This window comes from Cryptosporangium japonicum, from assembly GCF_039524755.1.
In the GTDB taxonomy this organism is placed as follows: domain Bacteria; phylum Actinomycetota; class Actinomycetes; order Mycobacteriales; family Cryptosporangiaceae; genus Cryptosporangium; species Cryptosporangium japonicum.
Genome location: NZ_BAAAGX010000009.1, coordinates 253,001 through 268,172, shown reverse-complemented (window position 1 = coordinate 268,172; position 15,172 = coordinate 253,001). Strand labels below are relative to the sequence as shown.

Sequence of the window (15,172 nt, the reverse complement as noted above, 5' to 3'; positions counted from 1 at the left end):
TGCCAGAAGAGCGGTAACGACCGGCGCGGGCGCATGGTGGCTAGAGCCAGTGGTTGTCGTGGCGGAGGTAGAACTCGGCTTTTTCCTCCGGGGACATCGCGGCGAAGTCGAGCAGGCCCTCGAAGTAACCTTCGCGCGGGGCGCCGGGGGCGAAGTGCAGGAGCATCGACGCCGGTTCGCCGGACTCGTTGCGGAAGCCGTGCACGCCGCCGATGGGCACGTGCACCCAGTCACCCGGTGACGTTTCGATCCAGCGCGTGCCGTCGTAGATCCGGACGCGGCCCGACAGGATGTAGAACGACTCGGCGATCGAACGGTGGAAATGGGGCCCCGGACCGCTCGGTTCCGGCCCCATGTCCCACCGGTAGAGGCCGAACAGCCCACCGGTCGACTCGTGAGTGGCCAGGTAGTGCACGGTGTTGCCGTTCGGGTAGGTCAGCTCCGGCTTCGCGTCGGGCCGGCGATAGGTCGCGGTCAGTTCCCCGTGTTCTCCGTCGTACCGCGGAGGTGGATAACTCATGCTGTCGATTTTCGTCGCTGTCGTCGGTCGTCACTGACAGAACGCTTCGAACGAAACGGAGACCGACGATGCCCGAGACCTATCGCTGGGACGGCACGCTTCCGGCCGACCCCATGACCACCTGGGACGCGATCACCCGGCACACCGCCGCCTGGCAGTGGCAGGTCGACTACGAGCCGCGGCTCGGCGGCACCGAGCGCGGGCTCACGCCGGGCGGCGGGTTCGTCACCGCCTGGCTGCCCGGGCGGCACTTCCGCACCCGGGCGGAGAACGAGCACGGCTGGTTCAACGAGCTCGATCTGCGTCTGGAGCCCGCCGGCGCCGGCACGCACCTGCACTTCACCCACACCAGCCCGGATTTCGCCGACGACGTCGTCTACGCGCAGTGCGCGGCGCACACCGACTTCTACCTGCGCAGCCTGGAGGCCTATCTGCGCTGGTTCGCCGGTCGACCGGCCCGCTGCCGGGAGGTCGACGTGCCCGGGTCGTTCGCCGAGGTGTGCGCCCGCGTGCGTGACCGCGGCCCGGTCTACTACGAGAGCCCCCACTTCCTGGGCCTCCGCGCCGACGACGTGATCATCCGCGTGTTCGGCCGCGACGCGTGGGACGGTTCGGTCGCAGTCTCGGTCCACACTTTCCACCAGAGCGACGACTGGCACGCCTGGCTCGACAGCCTGGCCACCACCGAGGCGGTGTCCGCATGAGCAGCAAACCCCAGTACGCGGTCTTCATCTACGAGGCCGTGCCCCCGGAGGAGCTACCCCCGCCGGTTCTGGACGGGCACCTGACGCTCCCGGATCGCATCGCCGAGAAGGGCGGCCGCGTCGTCGCCGGCCTGGGTTTCCAGGATCCGTCGACGGCCACGGCCATCCGCGGTGGCCTGCTCACCGACGGCCCGTTCGTCGAGACGAAGGAGGCGCTGGCCGGTGTCTACGTGCTCGAGGCCCGCGACCTCGACCACGCGCTCGAGCTGGCCCGGCTGACGCCGATCGTCACCGGCGGCGTCGAGGTGCGTCCGTTGATCGATTTCCAGGTGCTCGGCTGAGCACCGAGCAGGCCGTCGCGGACGCGCACCGCCACGAGTGGGCCCGGGTGCTCGCCGCGACGGTGCGCGTCACCCGCGATCTCGACCTCGCCGAGGAGTGCGTCCAGGACGCGTACGTCTCGGCGCTGGTCGCGTGGGAACGCGACGGGGTGCCCTCCCGGCCCGGGGCCTGGCTCACCACGGCGGCGCGGAACAAGGCCCTGAACGCGCTCGCGCGTGAGCGGACGCTGCGCTCGAAGCTGCCACTGCTGATCGAACGGGAGGGGGAGACCGTGCCCGACGACCGGCTCCGCCTCGTCTTCACCTGCTGCCATCCCGCTCTGGCTCCCGAAGCGCGGGTCGCGCTGACGCTGCGCCTGGTGTGCGGGGTCGACACCGCCGACGTCGCGTCGTTGTTCCTGGTTCCCGAGCCGATGATGGCCGCACGCATCACGCGGGCCAAGAAGAAGATCGCCGCGGCGCGGATCCCGTACCGGGTGCCGGAACCGCACGAACTACCGGCCCGGCTCGACGACGTGCTGACCGCCGTCCACCTGCTCGGCACCACCGGTCACACCGCGCCCTCGGGCGGCACGCTCGTGCGCGTCGACCTGGCCGACCGTGCCCTCGATCTGGGCCGGATGTTGCACGCGCTGCTGCCGGGCGAGGCCGAGGTCGCCGGGCTCCTCGCGCTGCTCGTCGTCCACAAGAGCCGGGAGAGCACCCGCACGGATGCCGACGGCCGGCTGCTCCGCCTGGCCGACCAGGACCGGTCGGCCTGGGACCGGGAGCTCATCGCGGAAGCCGACCGCCTGGTGCTGTCCGCGCTCCGGGCCGGCCCGCCGGGCCGGTTCACGCTCCAGGCCGCGATCGCGGCACTGCACGCCCAGGCGCCGACCTACGCCGAGACCGACTGGCCGCAGATCGTGACGCTCTACGACGCGTTGTCGCGCGTCTGGCCGACGCCGGTCGTGGCGTTGAACCGGGCGGTCGCGGTGGCGATGGTGTCCGGCCCCGAGGCCGGGCTCGCCGCGCTGGAGCCGCTCGAAGCGAGCGGCGCGCTCGCGCGGTACCAGTACCTCCCGGCGACCAAAGCCGACCTCCTGCGTCGCTGCGGCCGCGACGCCGAAGCCCGCGTGGAGTACGCGCGTGCGCTCGCGCTCACCAGCAACGCCGCCGAACGGGCCTTCCTGGAGCGTGAGCTCTCCTAGAGGCCACTCACGATGTCGCAGCCGCGGGTCCAGAGCAGTGCCCCGCCCTCGTCGGGCAGCAGGTGACGGGCGGCGCCGGGGATGCGTCGGGCCAGCGACGCCCCGAAGTCCGGCGAGTGCACCGGGCTGGTGTCGCGCGCGCCGTACCAGAGCGTCACCGGCACCCGGATCTCCGCCGGGTCGAACGGCCACCGGGTCATCGACAACAGTGTGTCGGTCACGTACCCGTCGGTGCCCTGCACGAACGCTTCGGTCAGGGCTCGGCGGTACGCGGCCGCGAACGACGGTTCGGTGTAGATCGCCCGATCGGCGTCGGAGCTCATCGAGAGCACCATCTCGATCATGGTGTCGGGGTTGGCCACACCGGCGAAGGCTTCCCGGGCTTCGGCTTCCGGCAACTGCACCAGCTTCCGGACGTCGGGCCGCAGGCGATCGGCGACCTCGGGTGCCGCGAGCTCGTCGGTGCCGGCGACCACCGCGAGCGCCGAGATCACCCCGCGGTGGGCGCAGGCCAGACCGAACGGCGCGCCCTGGGAGTACGCGATCGCCGCCGGGCGGTCGAGGCCGAGCGCTCGGACGTCGTCGGCCCAGTCGAGCAGCGACCGGCCGGGAGCGGGGTCGGAGGCGCCGAGGCCGGGCCGGTCCACCGAGATCAGACGGACGCGCAGTGCATCCGGAACGCCTTCGGCCAGGCCGAGCCACCGACTGGTCGCCGCGCCGGGGAACAGGAGCACCGGGCGTCCGTCCGCCGGCCCCCATTCGCTCCAGGCCAGCGTGCGGCCGTCGGGCCGGATGCTGGTTCCGAGTCGTGCCGGGTCTTCCATCGTCGTGCTCCTAAGCGGTGAGGACGTTGATGCCGAGGGCGGTGAGATCGCGGAGGGTGGGGTGGTCGGGGGCCACGTCGGTGATGATGCCCGCGACGTCGGCGAGGCCCAGCACGGCGAAGCGGGACGCCGTTCCGATCTTCTCGGCGCTGGCCAGCACGTAGGTGTCGGCCGCGCGACGGGACAGTGCGCGCTTCATCGCCGCCTCGTCGGCGTCGCCGGTGGTGAGCCCGGCGGTGGGGTGCACGCCGGTGACGCCCATCAGGAACACGTCCGCGTTGATGCCGGCCGCGGCCTCGACCGCGGCGGCTCCGCAGGCCACCGCGGAGTGCTTGAAGATGCGCCCGCCGATGACGTGGATCTCGACGCCCGCGTGGTCGACGAGCGCGGACGCGACCGTGGGGCTGTGCGTGACGATCGTGGCGCGCAGGTCCGGGGGGAGTGACCGGGCGACGGCCAGCGCGGTCGTGCCGCCGTCGAGGATCGCCGTCGTGCCCGGCGGAATGAGGCGGGCGGCGCGGGTCGCGACCCGGAGCTTGCTGTCCGGCTGCACGTTCGTGCGTGTTTGGAGATCCGCGATTGCTGGCGAGACCGGTAGAGCGCCGCCGTAGACACGCTGGCAGAGCCCGGCGGCGGCTAGCTCGCGGAGGTCCCGCCGGATGCTGTCCTCGGAGATCCCCAGTTCAAGGGCGATGTCTTTGGCGACGATCCGCCCTTCGGACTCCAGTCGCCGGAGCAGGAGCTCTTGGCGCTGAGCGGCGAGCATTCAGACTCCTTCTTGTTTCTGCACGTTCTTGCATGTAGCTTAACGTTCATGACGACGAACAAGCCACTCCTCATTCTGATCGCTGGTCCCTACCGGTCCGGCACCGGTGACGATCCCGCGCTGATGGCCGCCAACCTGCGCAGACTCGAGGAAGCGGCGTGGCCGATCTTCCGCGCCGGGCACGTGCCGATGATCGGCGAGTGGGTCGCGCTGCCGGTTCTGCACGGTGCCGGCGGATCCGGGCCGCTGGATCCGGTCGCCGAGCAGATCATGTACCCGACCGCGCAGCGGCTCCTCCAGCACTGCGACGCAGTGCTCCGCCTCCCCGGCGCCTCCACCGGAGCCGACCAGGACGTGGCGATCGCGCGCGAACGCGGCCTCCCGGTGTGGTTCCAGCTCGAAGACGTCCCGGGGGTGGCGGCATGACCCGAAGATCGATCGCGGCGAAACGGGCGGCCGACCGTAGGCACTACCGGGGCCGCCATCGGCGGAGCGGGGCCGACCTGTCGTGGCCGGTCGTGCTGCCGAGTCCGCAGTGGTGGTTGCGCTGACAGGCCTTACCCTGGCGGGATGACCGCCGCGGAAGAGATCGCGCGTAGTAAGCACGTCAGGCTGACGACCTATCGCAAAGACGGCACCCCGGTGGCGACCCCGGTCTGGCAGGTGCCGCACGACGGTGAACTGTGGATCGTCACCGAGGCGGAGTCGTGGAAGGTCAAGCGCATCCGCAACAACCCGCAGGTCGAGGTCGTCGCGTGTGACGTGCGGGGCAAGATCGCGCCGGGCGCGTCCACGGTGTCCGGCACCGCGCGCCTGCTCGACGACGCCGGCACGGCCCGGGCGCGCGAACTGCTCGCTGACCGTTACCTGATGTCTCGCGTCGGCAACGCGTTCGCACGCCTGGTGCGCCTGCGTCGCCCGCCGATGATCGGTGTCGTAGTTACGCTCTGACACCCAGGAACCCGTTACGCCTTCGGAGATAAGGTCTGAAGGGTGGGGGAAGACTGGTCGCCTGTTGCCGAGGAATGGGCGCGGTGGTGGGGGTCGTTCGCGGCCCCGGCGCGTGAACTGATCGTGCGTGCCACTGCCGTCGGCCCGGGATCGCGCGTGCTCGACGTCGGCTGCGGCAGTGGTGAATTTCTGGCCGAGCTCGCCGGGCGCGGTGTCCGAGTGGCCGGTGTGGACCCCGCCGAGGGAATGGTGCACCTGGCCCGCCGGGTCGCGCCGACCGCGGACGTACGGCTCGCCGACGCGGAGTCCCTGCCGTGGGGCGACGGCGAGTTCGACGTCGTGACCGCGATCAACGCGCTGCAGTTCGCCGACGACCCGGAGGCCGCGGCGGCCGAGTTGCTGCGTGTCGTCGGCCCCGGAGGGTGGGTGGCGGTCGCCAACTGGGCCGAACGTGCCGGCAACCAGCTCGACGCCATCGACGCCGCGCTGAACGACGAGCCCGGCACCGACGGCGACCTGCGGCGGCCCGGCGGCCTGGAGGAGTTGCTCGCGGACGTCGGCGCGGACGTCGTCGACTCCGGTCTGGTGGACGTGCCGTTCGAGGTGCCGGACGAGGCCGCGCTGGTCGCCGCGATCCTGTTCGGCGAGGATCCGGAGTCGGCGCCGCTGGTCGTCGAGGCGGCGCGGCCGTACCGCACCGAGTCCGGTGGCTACCGTTTCCGCAACCGTTTCCGGTACGCGCTCGCGCGCCGCTGATCAATTCCCACTCGGGTGCAACCTGGCCGCCCGGCCACGCGTGCACGAGGTATGGCATCCGCCGAGCAGCAGTTCGACGAGTTCTACCGCAGGCACTACGCGATCGTCGCCGCACAGATCGCGTTGTTCCTCGGCGATCGGGCCGAGGCCGAGGACATCGCCCAGGAGGCGTTCTGTCGTGCCTGGAACCGCTGGTCGCAGGTGTCGGGTTACGACAATCCGGCCGGGTGGGTGCACACGGTGTCGCACCGGTTGGCGATCAGTCGTTGGCGTCGGCTGCGTACCGCGCTGACCCATCGGCTGCGGCACCGGTCGGAGGTGGTGCCGCCGCCCGATCCCGGCCGGGTGGACCTGGTCAGCGCGCTGGCCACGCTGCCCGACGCCCAGCGCCGTGTCGTCGTGCTGCACTACCTCGCCGACCTCGGTGTCGACGAGATCGCGGCGCGCGAAGGCGTGCCGGTCGGGACGGTCAAATCGTGGTTGCACCGGGGCCGGACCCGGTTGGCCACGGCGCTCGACCAGCGGGAAGGAGCGACTCAGTGAGCATCGACGACAGCGACACCCGAATGACGGCGGAGTTCGCGGCCTACCGGGAGCGGGCCGTGCCCACCTACCGCGGTGCGGGCGGTGCGGCGGTGCGTGCCACCGTCACGAAGCGCCGTCACCGCCGGCGAGCCGCTGTCGCCGGCGCGCTCGTGCTGCTCGTGGCCCTCGGCACGAGCCTGCTGCGCTCCGGCTCCACCGAGGACCGCCTGGTGCCCGCGGTCGCGCCGTCCACCACCAGCGCGGCCGCGCCCACGCCGACGTCGACCCCCGCCGGCCCGCTCGACAACACGACGATCGACTTCTCCGCACTACCCACGGACGCGTGTGGGGGCCCGACCGTGCGACTCCGGGACGGGCGCGCTGACGTGAGGCGGCTGAACACGTCGTTCGGCTACTGGGTCAGTGACCGTCCCGAGCCGGTTCGCGGCGACATCACCGGCGACGGCCGCCCGGAGTGGGTGGCGATGCTCGGCTGCGTGGGTGAAGGCGGTGGCACCGGCCGGACCTGGGTGTTCGCGCTCTCCGGCGAGCTTCCGGAGCTGACCGTCCTGGGGCCGGGGGCGCTGATCAACACGTCGGCGAAAGCCCAGGTCACGCGGATACGACTCGACGGTCGAACGGTCGTACTGGAGTTCAATGGCGGCATGACGACCGTGCACTGGGACGGTTCGGGCCTGAGTGCTGGCCGGGGCGACTGAACGCGACAGCGGGGCACACCGCCATCCGGCCTGCCCCGCTGACCGCGCGTGTTACTTGGTGAGGTTCACGTAGGCCTTGGCGACCTTCACCGCCTTCTCGAGCTCAGCCGGTGGCCCACGCGGTCTCGGCGGGTCGTGCGGGCTGGCCAATCAGGTGGCCAGGAACGACCAGACGTCGACGAGCGCCTCGCGCCCTCCGGTGAGCGGCTCCCACGCCGGGTGCACCGGCAGCGTGGTGCGCGCCAGACGCTCCGGTGGCAGCCAGCCGTCGAGCGCGAGCGCGGCGGTCACCGGAAGCACGTCGGCCGCGGTGGTGCGTACCTCGGAGCTGCGAGCGTGCCTGAGTACGAGCCGGATCGTCTGCAGGCCGTCGTCGCCGCCGCCGACGTGCAGGTGACGCTGGCCCGGCTCGACGCCGCCCAGTACCGCAGTGGGGCGCTGGGGCGGGTTGACCGCGAGCACGTCGGCACGCAGCAGCCCCAGCTCGGCGAAGTCGGCCTGCCACAGCGACAGCCGAGCGCGTGCCTCGGGGCCACCGACCCGCTCGACGTTCTCGGCCGTCACGGCGAGCGCCGCCGCGTCCGAGTCCACCGCGACGACGTGCCGGGCCCCGTACCGCAGTGCCGCGATCGCGATCAGCCCGGCGCCGCTGCCGGCGTCGACGACGGTCTTGCCCTCCACGTCGGACAGGGTGCTCGCCAGCAGGGCCGAGAACGCCGACGGTTCGTGGACGCCGGGGGCGACGGACAGCGTCGTGGCGACGTCTCGCCAGCCCTGCCAGTCGAGCATCGAGAGAGTCATCGGCGCCATCCTCACAGACCTTCGCGCGCCCTCGCACCTCGATAAAACAACGCGTCCATTGCAATAGTGTGCGAGACACACTATGGTGAGTGACATGACAAGCGACGCGACACTCTCCAGCCACCTGCAGGAGTTGCGCCGCGGCACGGTCGTCGTTGCGAGCCTCACCGTCCTGCGGGAGCCGGGCTACGGGTACTCGCTGCTCGAAACGTTGAGCGCGGCCGGGTTCGAGGTAGAGGCCAACACGCTCTACCCGCTGCTGCGGCGTCTGGAGTCCCAAGGGCTCCTCACCAGCTCCTGGAACACCGACGAAGCCAGGCCGCGCAAGTTCTACCGCACTACCCCCGACGGCGACGCGATCGCGGACACCCTCCGCGCCGAGTGGTCCCGCCTCGACACCGCCATCACCGACCTCGACAAGCCCGGGAGCCCGGAATGACCACGCTCATCGACCGTTACGTCTTCACCGCCGTCCGCCACGTCCCGGAGAAGCAGCGCACCGACATCGACCGCGAACTGCGTGCTTCGATCGACGACGCCGTCGACGCCCGCATCGACGCCGGCGAGGACCGGGACGCCGCGGTCCATGCCACCCTGCGGGAGTTAGGAGATCCACGCCGATTGGCGGATCAGTACGCCGACCGGCCGCAGTACCTGCTCGGGCCGGAGATGTACCCGGTCTGGCTGCGCACCATGAAGATGCTCTACACGATCGTCCTCCCGATCGTGGTCGTCGTCCTCACCGGCATCCAGGCGGTGGCCGACCCGAACATCGGCCGGATCATCGGCACCTCGATCGGTGCGACGCTCACGATCGCCGCCCACATGCTGTTCTGGACCACCGGGGCGTTCTGGATCCTGGAGCGCACCGGCGTCGGCCGCGAGGAGCTCACCACCGGCGAGTGGACGCCGGACGCGCTGCCGAGGTACGAGCCGCGCTCGATGGGCGTCGCGGAGCTGGCCGCGATAATCGTGTGGCCGGTGCTGCTCATTGCCGCGCTCGTCCTGCAGCAGTTCACGTTCGCCGACGAGCCGGTGCTGGACCCGGCGAACTGGTCGTTCTGGTGGCCGTACCTGCTGGTGATGTTCGTGCTGGAGATCGTCTACGCGCTCTGGGTCTACCGGAAGGCCGCCTGGGACCGCACGGTGACCGCGGTGAACACCGTGCTCGCCCTGGCCTCGGCGGTCCCGGTCGGGTGGCTGCTGGCCGACGACAAGTTCTTCAACCCGGAGTTCGTCGACAGCCTCGACTGGGGTGACATCGACAACCCCGGAATGTGGCTCACCCGGATCGTGCTGGTGTCGGTGATCGTCGGCACCGGGTACGACATCCTCGACACCGGTCTGAAGGCCGAGCGGGCCCGCCGCGGTCTGGCCAGCCCGGTTCCCGGCACGGAGAAGCTCGTCTGATCCGGGTGCGCACCGCCCCCGTCCCGGTCCGGGGCGGGGGCGTTCTAATGCCCGATGTCGAAGTTCCCCGGCTCCACCAGCGCGCTCTCGTACGCGAACACCACGATCTGCGCCCGGTCACGCAGGCCGAGCTTGGTGAGGATGCTCGACACGTGCGACTTCACGGTCGCCGGCCCGACGAAGAGCTCCTGGGCGATCTCGGTGTTCGTCGCGCCACGGGCCACCGCGACCACGATGTCCCGCTCGCGGTCGGTCAACCGTTCCAGCCTCCCCGCGACCGCGGTGTTGACGCCGGGGCGCGCGGCGAAGCGGCTGATCAGCCGGCGGGTGATCGAGGGTGCGATCAACGCGCCGCCCGCGGCCACCGTCCGCACCGCGACCGCCAGCTCCGCGGGTGGGATGTCCTTGAGCACGAAGCCGCTCGCCCCCGAACGCAGCGCCTGGTAGACGTACTCGTCCGGGTCGAACGTGGTCAGGATCAGCACGCGCACCGGCCAGTCGGCGTCGGCCAGGATCCGTGCGGTGGCTTCCAGCCCGTCCAGCTCCGGCATCCGGATGTCCATCAGGATGACGTCGGGACGGTGCTCGTGCGCGGCGTCGATGGCCTGCCGACCGGTGCCGGCCTCGGCCACCACGTCGATGTCGGGTTGCGCACGCAGGATCATGCTGAAACCGCCGCGCACCAGCGCCTGGTCGTCGGCCACGACGACGCGGAGGCTCACGCGGTCATCCCGTCGCGCGGCAGGCGGGCGACGACGCGGAACCCGCCCTCGGGGCGCGGCCCGGCCTCGAGCGTGCCGCCGAGCAGCGTGGCGCGTTCACGCATGCCGATCAGGCCGTGGCCCGGAGTTCGCGGCGACGCCACGGAGGCCCCGGTATCGGTCACGTCGATCACCACGTCGGCGCCGTCCTCGCGAAGGCTCACCTCGGCGCGGGTACCCGGCCCGCCGTGTTTGAGCACGTTCGTCAACGCCTCCTGGACGATGCGGTACGCCGACAGCTGGACCCGGGTGGGCAGCGGCTCACGCAGCTCGTCGACGATCGTGACGTCCAGACCGGCGTTGCCGACCTGCTCGATCAGCCGCGGAACGTCGGCGAGCCCCGGCTGCGGTCCGACCCCGTTCGCCGTGGGCTCGGGCCGGAGCACGCCCAGCAGGTGACGCAGCTCCTCGAGCGTCTGCCGCCCGGCCTGTTCGACCGCGGCCATCGCCTCGCGGGCGCCGTCCGGATCGACCGCGGCCACCGCCTGTGCGGCCCCCGCCTGCACCGTCATCATGCTGACCTGGTGGGCGACGACGTCGTGCAGCTCACGCGCGATGTGCGTGCGCTCCTCGGCGACGATGCGGCGCAGCTCGTCGTCGCGCTGGCGGCGTCGCTGGGCGGCCTGTTCGCTGCGCAGCCGCACACGACGCCCGATGTACCAGATGACGAACACGAACGCGAAGCCGATCGTGGTCTCGCCCCAGCTCATCCTCGGGGTGAGACCGTCGACCACGAGCGCACCCATCGAGGCGGCGAGGCCGGCCAGCGCCAAGCGCGCGTCGATCACGTAGCGGCCGACGCTGTAGAGCGCGGCGACCATGATGAAACCGACGTCGAAACCGTCGCTCAGCAGTAGCAGCAGCGAGCAGACCAGCACGGTCGCGAGCGTCTGCAGCGGCGCCTGGCGCCGGAAGTACAGCGCACAGCCGGCGATGGCCAGCGCGAGCGTCACCCAGAACGGAACCGTGGTGAGGTCCCGCATCACCAGGGAGTCGTTCGGGCCGTCCTCCAGGGACAGCGCACCGGCGAACAGCACCACCGCCAGCACGGCGTCGGAGGCCCGCGGCCACCGCGCGAACGGGCCGCGGAACGAGAGCCGCATCGCCGCCTCCCTTCCGAGGTCAACAGCACGGTAGGGGGCGGACGGGCGCGGCGTCATCCGTCTGGCGGCGGTGCCGTGCTCCGTCGCACGGCGGAGAGCGGACCCCGTCTCGCGCCGGGCGACCCGGCCGGGCCCCGGAACCCACCCTGGCGGCCATGGATTCCTTCACTCGGCGACTGGGTTCCGCCAGCGCCCGCAGGCCGTGGACCACGATTCTGACCTGGGCGGTCGCCGCCGCCGTCCTACTCGTGCTGGCTGGTGCGGCCGGCGGTTCGTTCGCCGACGACTTCGTCGCGCCGGGCAGCCAGAGCGAGCGCGCGATGGAGCTGCTCGAGGAACGGTTCCCGGCGGCGGGTGACGGGGTCGCCGTCGCCGTGTTCGCCGCGTCCGACCTCGCCGACCACCGGGCCGCGATCACCGACGCGGTGACCCGGATCGCGTCGGTCGAGCACGTGACCGCGGTGACCGACCCGTTCGCCGCGGGCACGGTCTCGCCCGACGGGCGGATCGGCTACGCCGAGATCACGTTCGACGTTCCGGCGACCGAGATCGGCCGCGAACCGTTCGCCGAGATCACCGACGTCCTGCGACCGGCGGCCGGCGACGGGTTGACCACGGAGCTCGGCGGCGACGCGGCTTTCATCAACGCCGAGGACGCGACGTCAGGTGCCGAACTGGTGGGGATCGTGGCCGCGCTGATCGTGTTGCTCGTCGCGTTCGGCACCGTGGTGGCCGCGCTGATCCCGATCGTGCTGGCGCTGACCGCGGTCGGGGCCGGGTTCGAGGGGATCGCGCTGCTGGCGCACACGATGGACGTGTCGACGGCGGCGCCGACGATCGCGGCGATGATCGGGCTGGGTGTCGGGATCGACTACGCGCTGTTCATCGTCGCGCGCTACCGGGAGGCGCGGGCGTCGGGCAGTCCCACCGCGCTGGGCGACGCGATGGGCGCCGCCGGGACGTCGGTGCTGTTCGCCGGCGGCACTGTGGTGGTGGCCATGGTGGCGCTGGTCTTCACCGGCCTGGGATTCCTGGTGTCGATCGGGCTCGCGACCGCGATGGTGGTATCCACCGCGGTGCTGGCCGCGCTGACGCTGCTGCCGGCGATCCTGTCGCTGCTCGGCGACCGCATCGATCGCGGCCGCCTGCCCCTGCGCCGGCGACCGGGCTCCCGGTGGGAGCGGGTGGCGCGGCACGTGTCCCGGCGGCCGGTGGTGTACCTGGTGGCGTCCACCGTCGTGCTGCTGACGCTGGCCGCACCGGCGCTGAGCATGCGTACCGGTTTCCCCGACGCCGGGGACGACGCGACGACGCTCAGCCACCGCCGGGCCTACGACCTGCTGGCCGAAGGGTTCGGTCCGGGCATCAACGGGCCGCTGCTGGTGGTGGTCGACGAACGGAGCGCCGACACCGACGTCGACGCACTGGCGCGGCGCATCGCCGCGGACCCCGGCGTCGCCTCGGTCGGGGAGCCGCTGACGTCGCCCGCCGGTGACACCGTGGTGCTGCGGGTGCTCACGTCCACCCCGCCGTCCGACGCGGCGACGTCCGACACCCTCGAACGGTTACGCGACCTGGCGCCCGACAACGTCGCGATCGCGGGCCTGACCGCGATGACCGACGACCTGACGCGTCAGCTCGAACGGACCCTGCCGATCTTCGTCCTCGGCATCCTCGTCGCGTCGTTCGTGCTGTTGTTGCTGGTCTTCCGCTCGATCGTGGTGCCGCTCAAGGCCGTGCTGATGAACCTGCTGTCGATCGGTGCCGCGTACGGGGTGGTCGTCGCGGTGTTCCAGTGGGGTTGGCTGAAGGACCTGTTCGGGCTGGAGGACACGATCGTGATCGCGTCGCCGCTGCCGACGATCTTCTTCGCGGTGCTGTTCGGCCTCTCGATGGACTACGAGGTGTTCCTGCTCTCCCGCATCCGCGAGGCGTACCTGGCCGACGGTGACCCGGTCGGATCGGTGGCGCGGGGCATCGCCTCGACCGGGCGCGTGATCACGTCCGCGGCGTTGATCATGGCCGCGGTGTTCATGGCGTTCGTGTTCAGCCCGTCGCCGCTGTCGCGCATGGTCGGGCTCGGGCTCGCGACCGCGGTGCTGCTCGACGCGACGCTGGTGCGCCTGGTGTTCGTGCCGGCCGCGATGACGCTGCTCGGGAAAGCGAACTGGTGGTTCCCGCACCGGCGGCCGAAGGCTGGCGTTGACGCCGACGTCAAGGCCTACCGTCGGGCCGATGAAGTTCGGAGTTAGCTACAGCACGGCCGCGCAAGGCATGGATCCCGACCGGCTGATCCGGTTCGCGCAGCACGCCGAGGCCAGCGGATTCGAGTCGTTCTACGTACCTGAGCACCTGGTACTCCACCCGGGTGCTCAGGTCTACGGCCACGAGCTGCCGACCGACCTCCCGTTCGCCGACCCGCTCGACCTGCTCACGTTCGTCGCCGCGGCCACCAGCCGGATCGTGCTCGGCACCGGCGTGCTGCTGATCCCGTACCGGCATCCGATCGTGCTCGCGAAGCGCCTCGCGACGATCGACGCGCTCTCCCGCGGCCGGATGCGGCTGCTCACCGTGGGGCTGGGCTCGTTGCCCGGCGAGGCCGCGGCGATGGGCGTCGACTTCGCCGGTCGAGGCCGGCGGGCCGACGAGACGATCGACGCGCTGCGGCTGCTCTGGGGAGGTGACGAGCGCGGCGTCGACTTCAACGGGGTGCCGGTGTGCGTGTATCCGAAGCCGTTCGGCTCCGACCTCCTGCCGATCCACGTCGCCGGCTCCAGCGCGGCGGCCGCTCGTCGGGCGGGCCGGCGGGGCAGCGGCTACTTCCCCGGCGGAGCACTGACCCCGGAGCAGCGCGCGGCGCGCTGGGAGCTGGTGCGCTCCACCGCGGCGGAGCACGGCCGCGACCCCGACACGATGGAGTACACCCGTTGGGGTTCGATCGACGCCGATCCTTCGCACGTCGAGGCGTTGGTTGCCGAGGGCGTCACCCGCCTGGTGGTGAACCCCTACGGCGAGGATCAGCTCGATCAGCTCTCTGCGTTCGCTTCCCGTCACGATCTGTCATGAAGTTGTGTATGGCCACCGTTGGTGCGGGTAGCCCTCGTTCATGAAGATCCTGCTCGGCCTCGCGCTCCTGATCCTGGCCGCGGTGGCAGTGCGCTGGCTGATCACGGCCCGTCGGCAGAACGTCGGTCCGGAGCACGACGGGCCCGAGGTTTTCGGGCCCCGCATCCCGCTGCGGCCGTCCGGCCAGGTGTTCCGCGCACTCCGCGCGAACGACTACACGGGGGTGCGCCGTGCGGACGAGGAGCCCGAGCCGGGATCCGGCCCGATGCTGCGTCCGTGAGCACCTCTACCCATCGGTAGAGGCCCGGTTCGCCCGCATGGAGGACGAGACCGTCCCGCCCCGGCCGTAACGTCGTATCCATGAGCGAATCGACCCCGAAGCGTCACGTCGTCGCCGCCGTCCTCACCGTGGCCGGCGGGCTGGCTCTGATCGTCCTCGGCTGGTGGATCGTCGGATTCGAGTACCAGGGCGATTGGGGACGCTTCGCGGACGGCTCGTGGTGGACGAGCGAAGCGGTCAAGGCGCTCGGCCTCCTCGCGTTCGGCAAGGTCGGCTTCAAGATCGCGCTGGCCGGCGTCGCCGTGGCGGCAGCGGTCGGGGCCAAGGTCGTGAGCCGACGTCGCCGCGATCTTTCCTGAAAAAACTTCGGCCGACGATGTCGAGAACCGGTTTCCGGCTCCGTCCCCGGTGCGAACGTGACCACGATGGGTCACACCCGCACCGAGGAGAGCCGA

At 71.4% G+C, this 15,172-nt stretch carries 20 protein-coding genes; 14 read left to right on the top strand and 6 right to left on the bottom strand.

All coding sequences use genetic code 11. The annotated features are described in order from the left end of the window. Positions 1–40 precede the first annotated feature (40 nt). The gene (locus ABD437_RS12675; RefSeq protein WP_344648973.1) at positions 41–520 is read right to left on the bottom strand and encodes a cupin domain-containing protein; all 480 of its coding nucleotides are present in this window, start codon (positions 518–520) and stop codon (positions 41–43) included. Between the two features lie 68 nt (positions 521–588). Here ABD437_RS12675 and ABD437_RS12670 point away from each other — a divergent pair, with 68 nt between their 5' ends. Genes ABD437_RS12670 through ABD437_RS12660 form a run of 3 tightly spaced genes read left to right on the top strand, consistent with a single transcriptional unit; the run spans position 589 to position 2,755 of the window. Further along, positions 589–1,224 carry an SRPBCC family protein gene (locus ABD437_RS12670; RefSeq protein WP_344648972.1) on the top strand — a complete coding sequence of 212 codons (636 nt, stop codon included), beginning with the start codon at positions 589–591 and terminating at the stop codon, positions 1,222–1,224. Further along, a complete protein-coding gene (locus ABD437_RS12665; RefSeq protein WP_344648971.1) occupies positions 1,221–1,565 on the top strand; it encodes a YciI family protein in 345 nt (114 codons plus the stop codon). The genes ABD437_RS12670 and ABD437_RS12665 overlap by 4 nt, the downstream gene beginning before the upstream one ends. A gap of 47 nt (positions 1,566–1,612) precedes the next feature. After that, positions 1,613–2,755, top strand: a complete 1,143-nt coding sequence (locus ABD437_RS12660) for an RNA polymerase sigma factor (protein ID WP_425558140.1) — start codon at positions 1,613–1,615, stop codon at positions 2,753–2,755. Here the strand turns inward: ABD437_RS12660 and ABD437_RS12655 are convergent. Both ABD437_RS12655 and ABD437_RS12650 read right to left on the bottom strand, forming a co-directional pair. Next, positions 2,752–3,579 carry an alpha/beta fold hydrolase gene (locus ABD437_RS12655; RefSeq protein WP_344648970.1) on the bottom strand — a complete coding sequence of 276 codons (828 nt, stop codon included), beginning with the start codon at positions 3,577–3,579 and terminating at the stop codon, positions 2,752–2,754. The two genes, ABD437_RS12660 and ABD437_RS12655, sit on opposite strands and share 4 nt — an antisense overlap. A gap of 10 nt (positions 3,580–3,589) precedes the next feature. Then, positions 3,590–4,345 carry a DeoR/GlpR family DNA-binding transcription regulator gene (locus ABD437_RS12650; RefSeq protein ID WP_344648969.1) on the bottom strand — a complete coding sequence of 252 codons (756 nt, stop codon included), beginning with the start codon at positions 4,343–4,345 and terminating at the stop codon, positions 3,590–3,592. A gap of 48 nt (positions 4,346–4,393) precedes the next feature. Here ABD437_RS12650 and ABD437_RS12645 point away from each other — a divergent pair, with 48 nt between their 5' ends. From ABD437_RS12645 to ABD437_RS12625, 5 genes are all read left to right on the top strand, one after another. After that, entirely contained in the window at positions 4,394–4,771 is a 378-nt protein-coding gene (locus ABD437_RS12645) for a DUF4406 domain-containing protein (RefSeq protein ID WP_344648968.1), read from the top strand. 144 nt (positions 4,772–4,915) lie between these two features. Continuing rightward, entirely contained in the window at positions 4,916–5,296 is a 381-nt protein-coding gene (locus ABD437_RS12640) for a PPOX class F420-dependent oxidoreductase (protein WP_344648967.1), read from the top strand. Between the two features lie 42 nt (positions 5,297–5,338). Beyond that, positions 5,339–6,052, top strand: coding sequence for a class I SAM-dependent methyltransferase (locus ABD437_RS12635; RefSeq protein ID WP_344648966.1), 714 nt, complete (start codon positions 5,339–5,341; stop codon positions 6,050–6,052). A gap of 51 nt (positions 6,053–6,103) precedes the next feature. After that, positions 6,104–6,595, top strand: a complete 492-nt coding sequence (locus ABD437_RS12630) for an RNA polymerase sigma factor (RefSeq protein ID WP_344648965.1) — start codon at positions 6,104–6,106, stop codon at positions 6,593–6,595. Next, positions 6,592–7,296, top strand: coding sequence for a hypothetical protein (locus tag ABD437_RS12625; protein ID WP_344648964.1), 705 nt, complete (start codon positions 6,592–6,594; stop codon positions 7,294–7,296). The genes ABD437_RS12630 and ABD437_RS12625 overlap by 4 nt, the downstream gene beginning before the upstream one ends. Positions 7,297–7,446: 150 nt before the next feature. On the opposite strand, the gene ABD437_RS12620 is transcribed toward ABD437_RS12625, so the two are convergent. Beyond that, positions 7,447–8,097, bottom strand: a complete 651-nt coding sequence (locus tag ABD437_RS12620; RefSeq protein WP_344648963.1) for a 50S ribosomal protein L11 methyltransferase — start codon at positions 8,095–8,097, stop codon at positions 7,447–7,449. Between the two features lie 94 nt (positions 8,098–8,191). Here ABD437_RS12620 and ABD437_RS12615 point away from each other — a divergent pair, with 94 nt between their 5' ends. Together ABD437_RS12615 and ABD437_RS12610 are read left to right on the top strand one after the other, a co-directional pair. Next, positions 8,192–8,536 carry a PadR family transcriptional regulator gene (locus ABD437_RS12615; RefSeq protein ID WP_344648962.1) on the top strand — a complete coding sequence of 115 codons (345 nt, stop codon included), beginning with the start codon at positions 8,192–8,194 and terminating at the stop codon, positions 8,534–8,536. Beyond that, a complete protein-coding gene (locus ABD437_RS12610) occupies positions 8,533–9,507 on the top strand; it encodes a permease prefix domain 1-containing protein (protein ID WP_344648961.1) in 975 nt (324 codons plus the stop codon). The genes ABD437_RS12615 and ABD437_RS12610 overlap by 4 nt, the downstream gene beginning before the upstream one ends. Before the next feature lie 44 nt (positions 9,508–9,551). Here the strand turns inward: ABD437_RS12610 and ABD437_RS12605 are convergent, their stop codons facing one another. Next, the gene (locus ABD437_RS12605; RefSeq protein WP_344648960.1) at positions 9,552–10,229 is read right to left on the bottom strand and encodes a response regulator transcription factor; all 678 of its coding nucleotides are present in this window, start codon (positions 10,227–10,229) and stop codon (positions 9,552–9,554) included. Further along, positions 10,226–11,371, bottom strand: a complete 1,146-nt coding sequence (locus ABD437_RS12600; RefSeq protein WP_344648959.1) for a sensor histidine kinase — start codon at positions 11,369–11,371, stop codon at positions 10,226–10,228. Before ABD437_RS12600 ends, ABD437_RS12605 begins: the two co-directional genes overlap by 4 nt. A 155-nt stretch (positions 11,372–11,526) precedes the next feature. Between ABD437_RS12600 and ABD437_RS12595 the strand changes: the two genes are divergently transcribed. From ABD437_RS12595 to ABD437_RS12580, 4 genes are all read left to right on the top strand, one after another. Then, entirely contained in the window at positions 11,527–13,623 is a 2,097-nt protein-coding gene (locus tag ABD437_RS12595; RefSeq protein WP_344648958.1) for an MMPL family transporter, read from the top strand. After that, positions 13,607–14,437, top strand: coding sequence for a TIGR03619 family F420-dependent LLM class oxidoreductase (locus ABD437_RS12590; RefSeq protein WP_344648957.1), 831 nt, complete (start codon positions 13,607–13,609; stop codon positions 14,435–14,437). Before ABD437_RS12595 ends, ABD437_RS12590 begins: the two co-directional genes overlap by 17 nt. Positions 14,438–14,477: 40 nt before the next feature. Next, positions 14,478–14,717 (top strand): hypothetical protein, encoded by a 240-nt coding sequence (locus ABD437_RS12585; RefSeq protein WP_344648956.1) that lies wholly within the window; start codon positions 14,478–14,480, stop codon positions 14,715–14,717. A gap of 80 nt (positions 14,718–14,797) precedes the next feature. Continuing rightward, positions 14,798–15,076, top strand: coding sequence for a hypothetical protein (locus ABD437_RS12580; RefSeq protein ID WP_344648955.1), 279 nt, complete (start codon positions 14,798–14,800; stop codon positions 15,074–15,076). Positions 15,077–15,172: the final 96 nt, after the last annotated feature.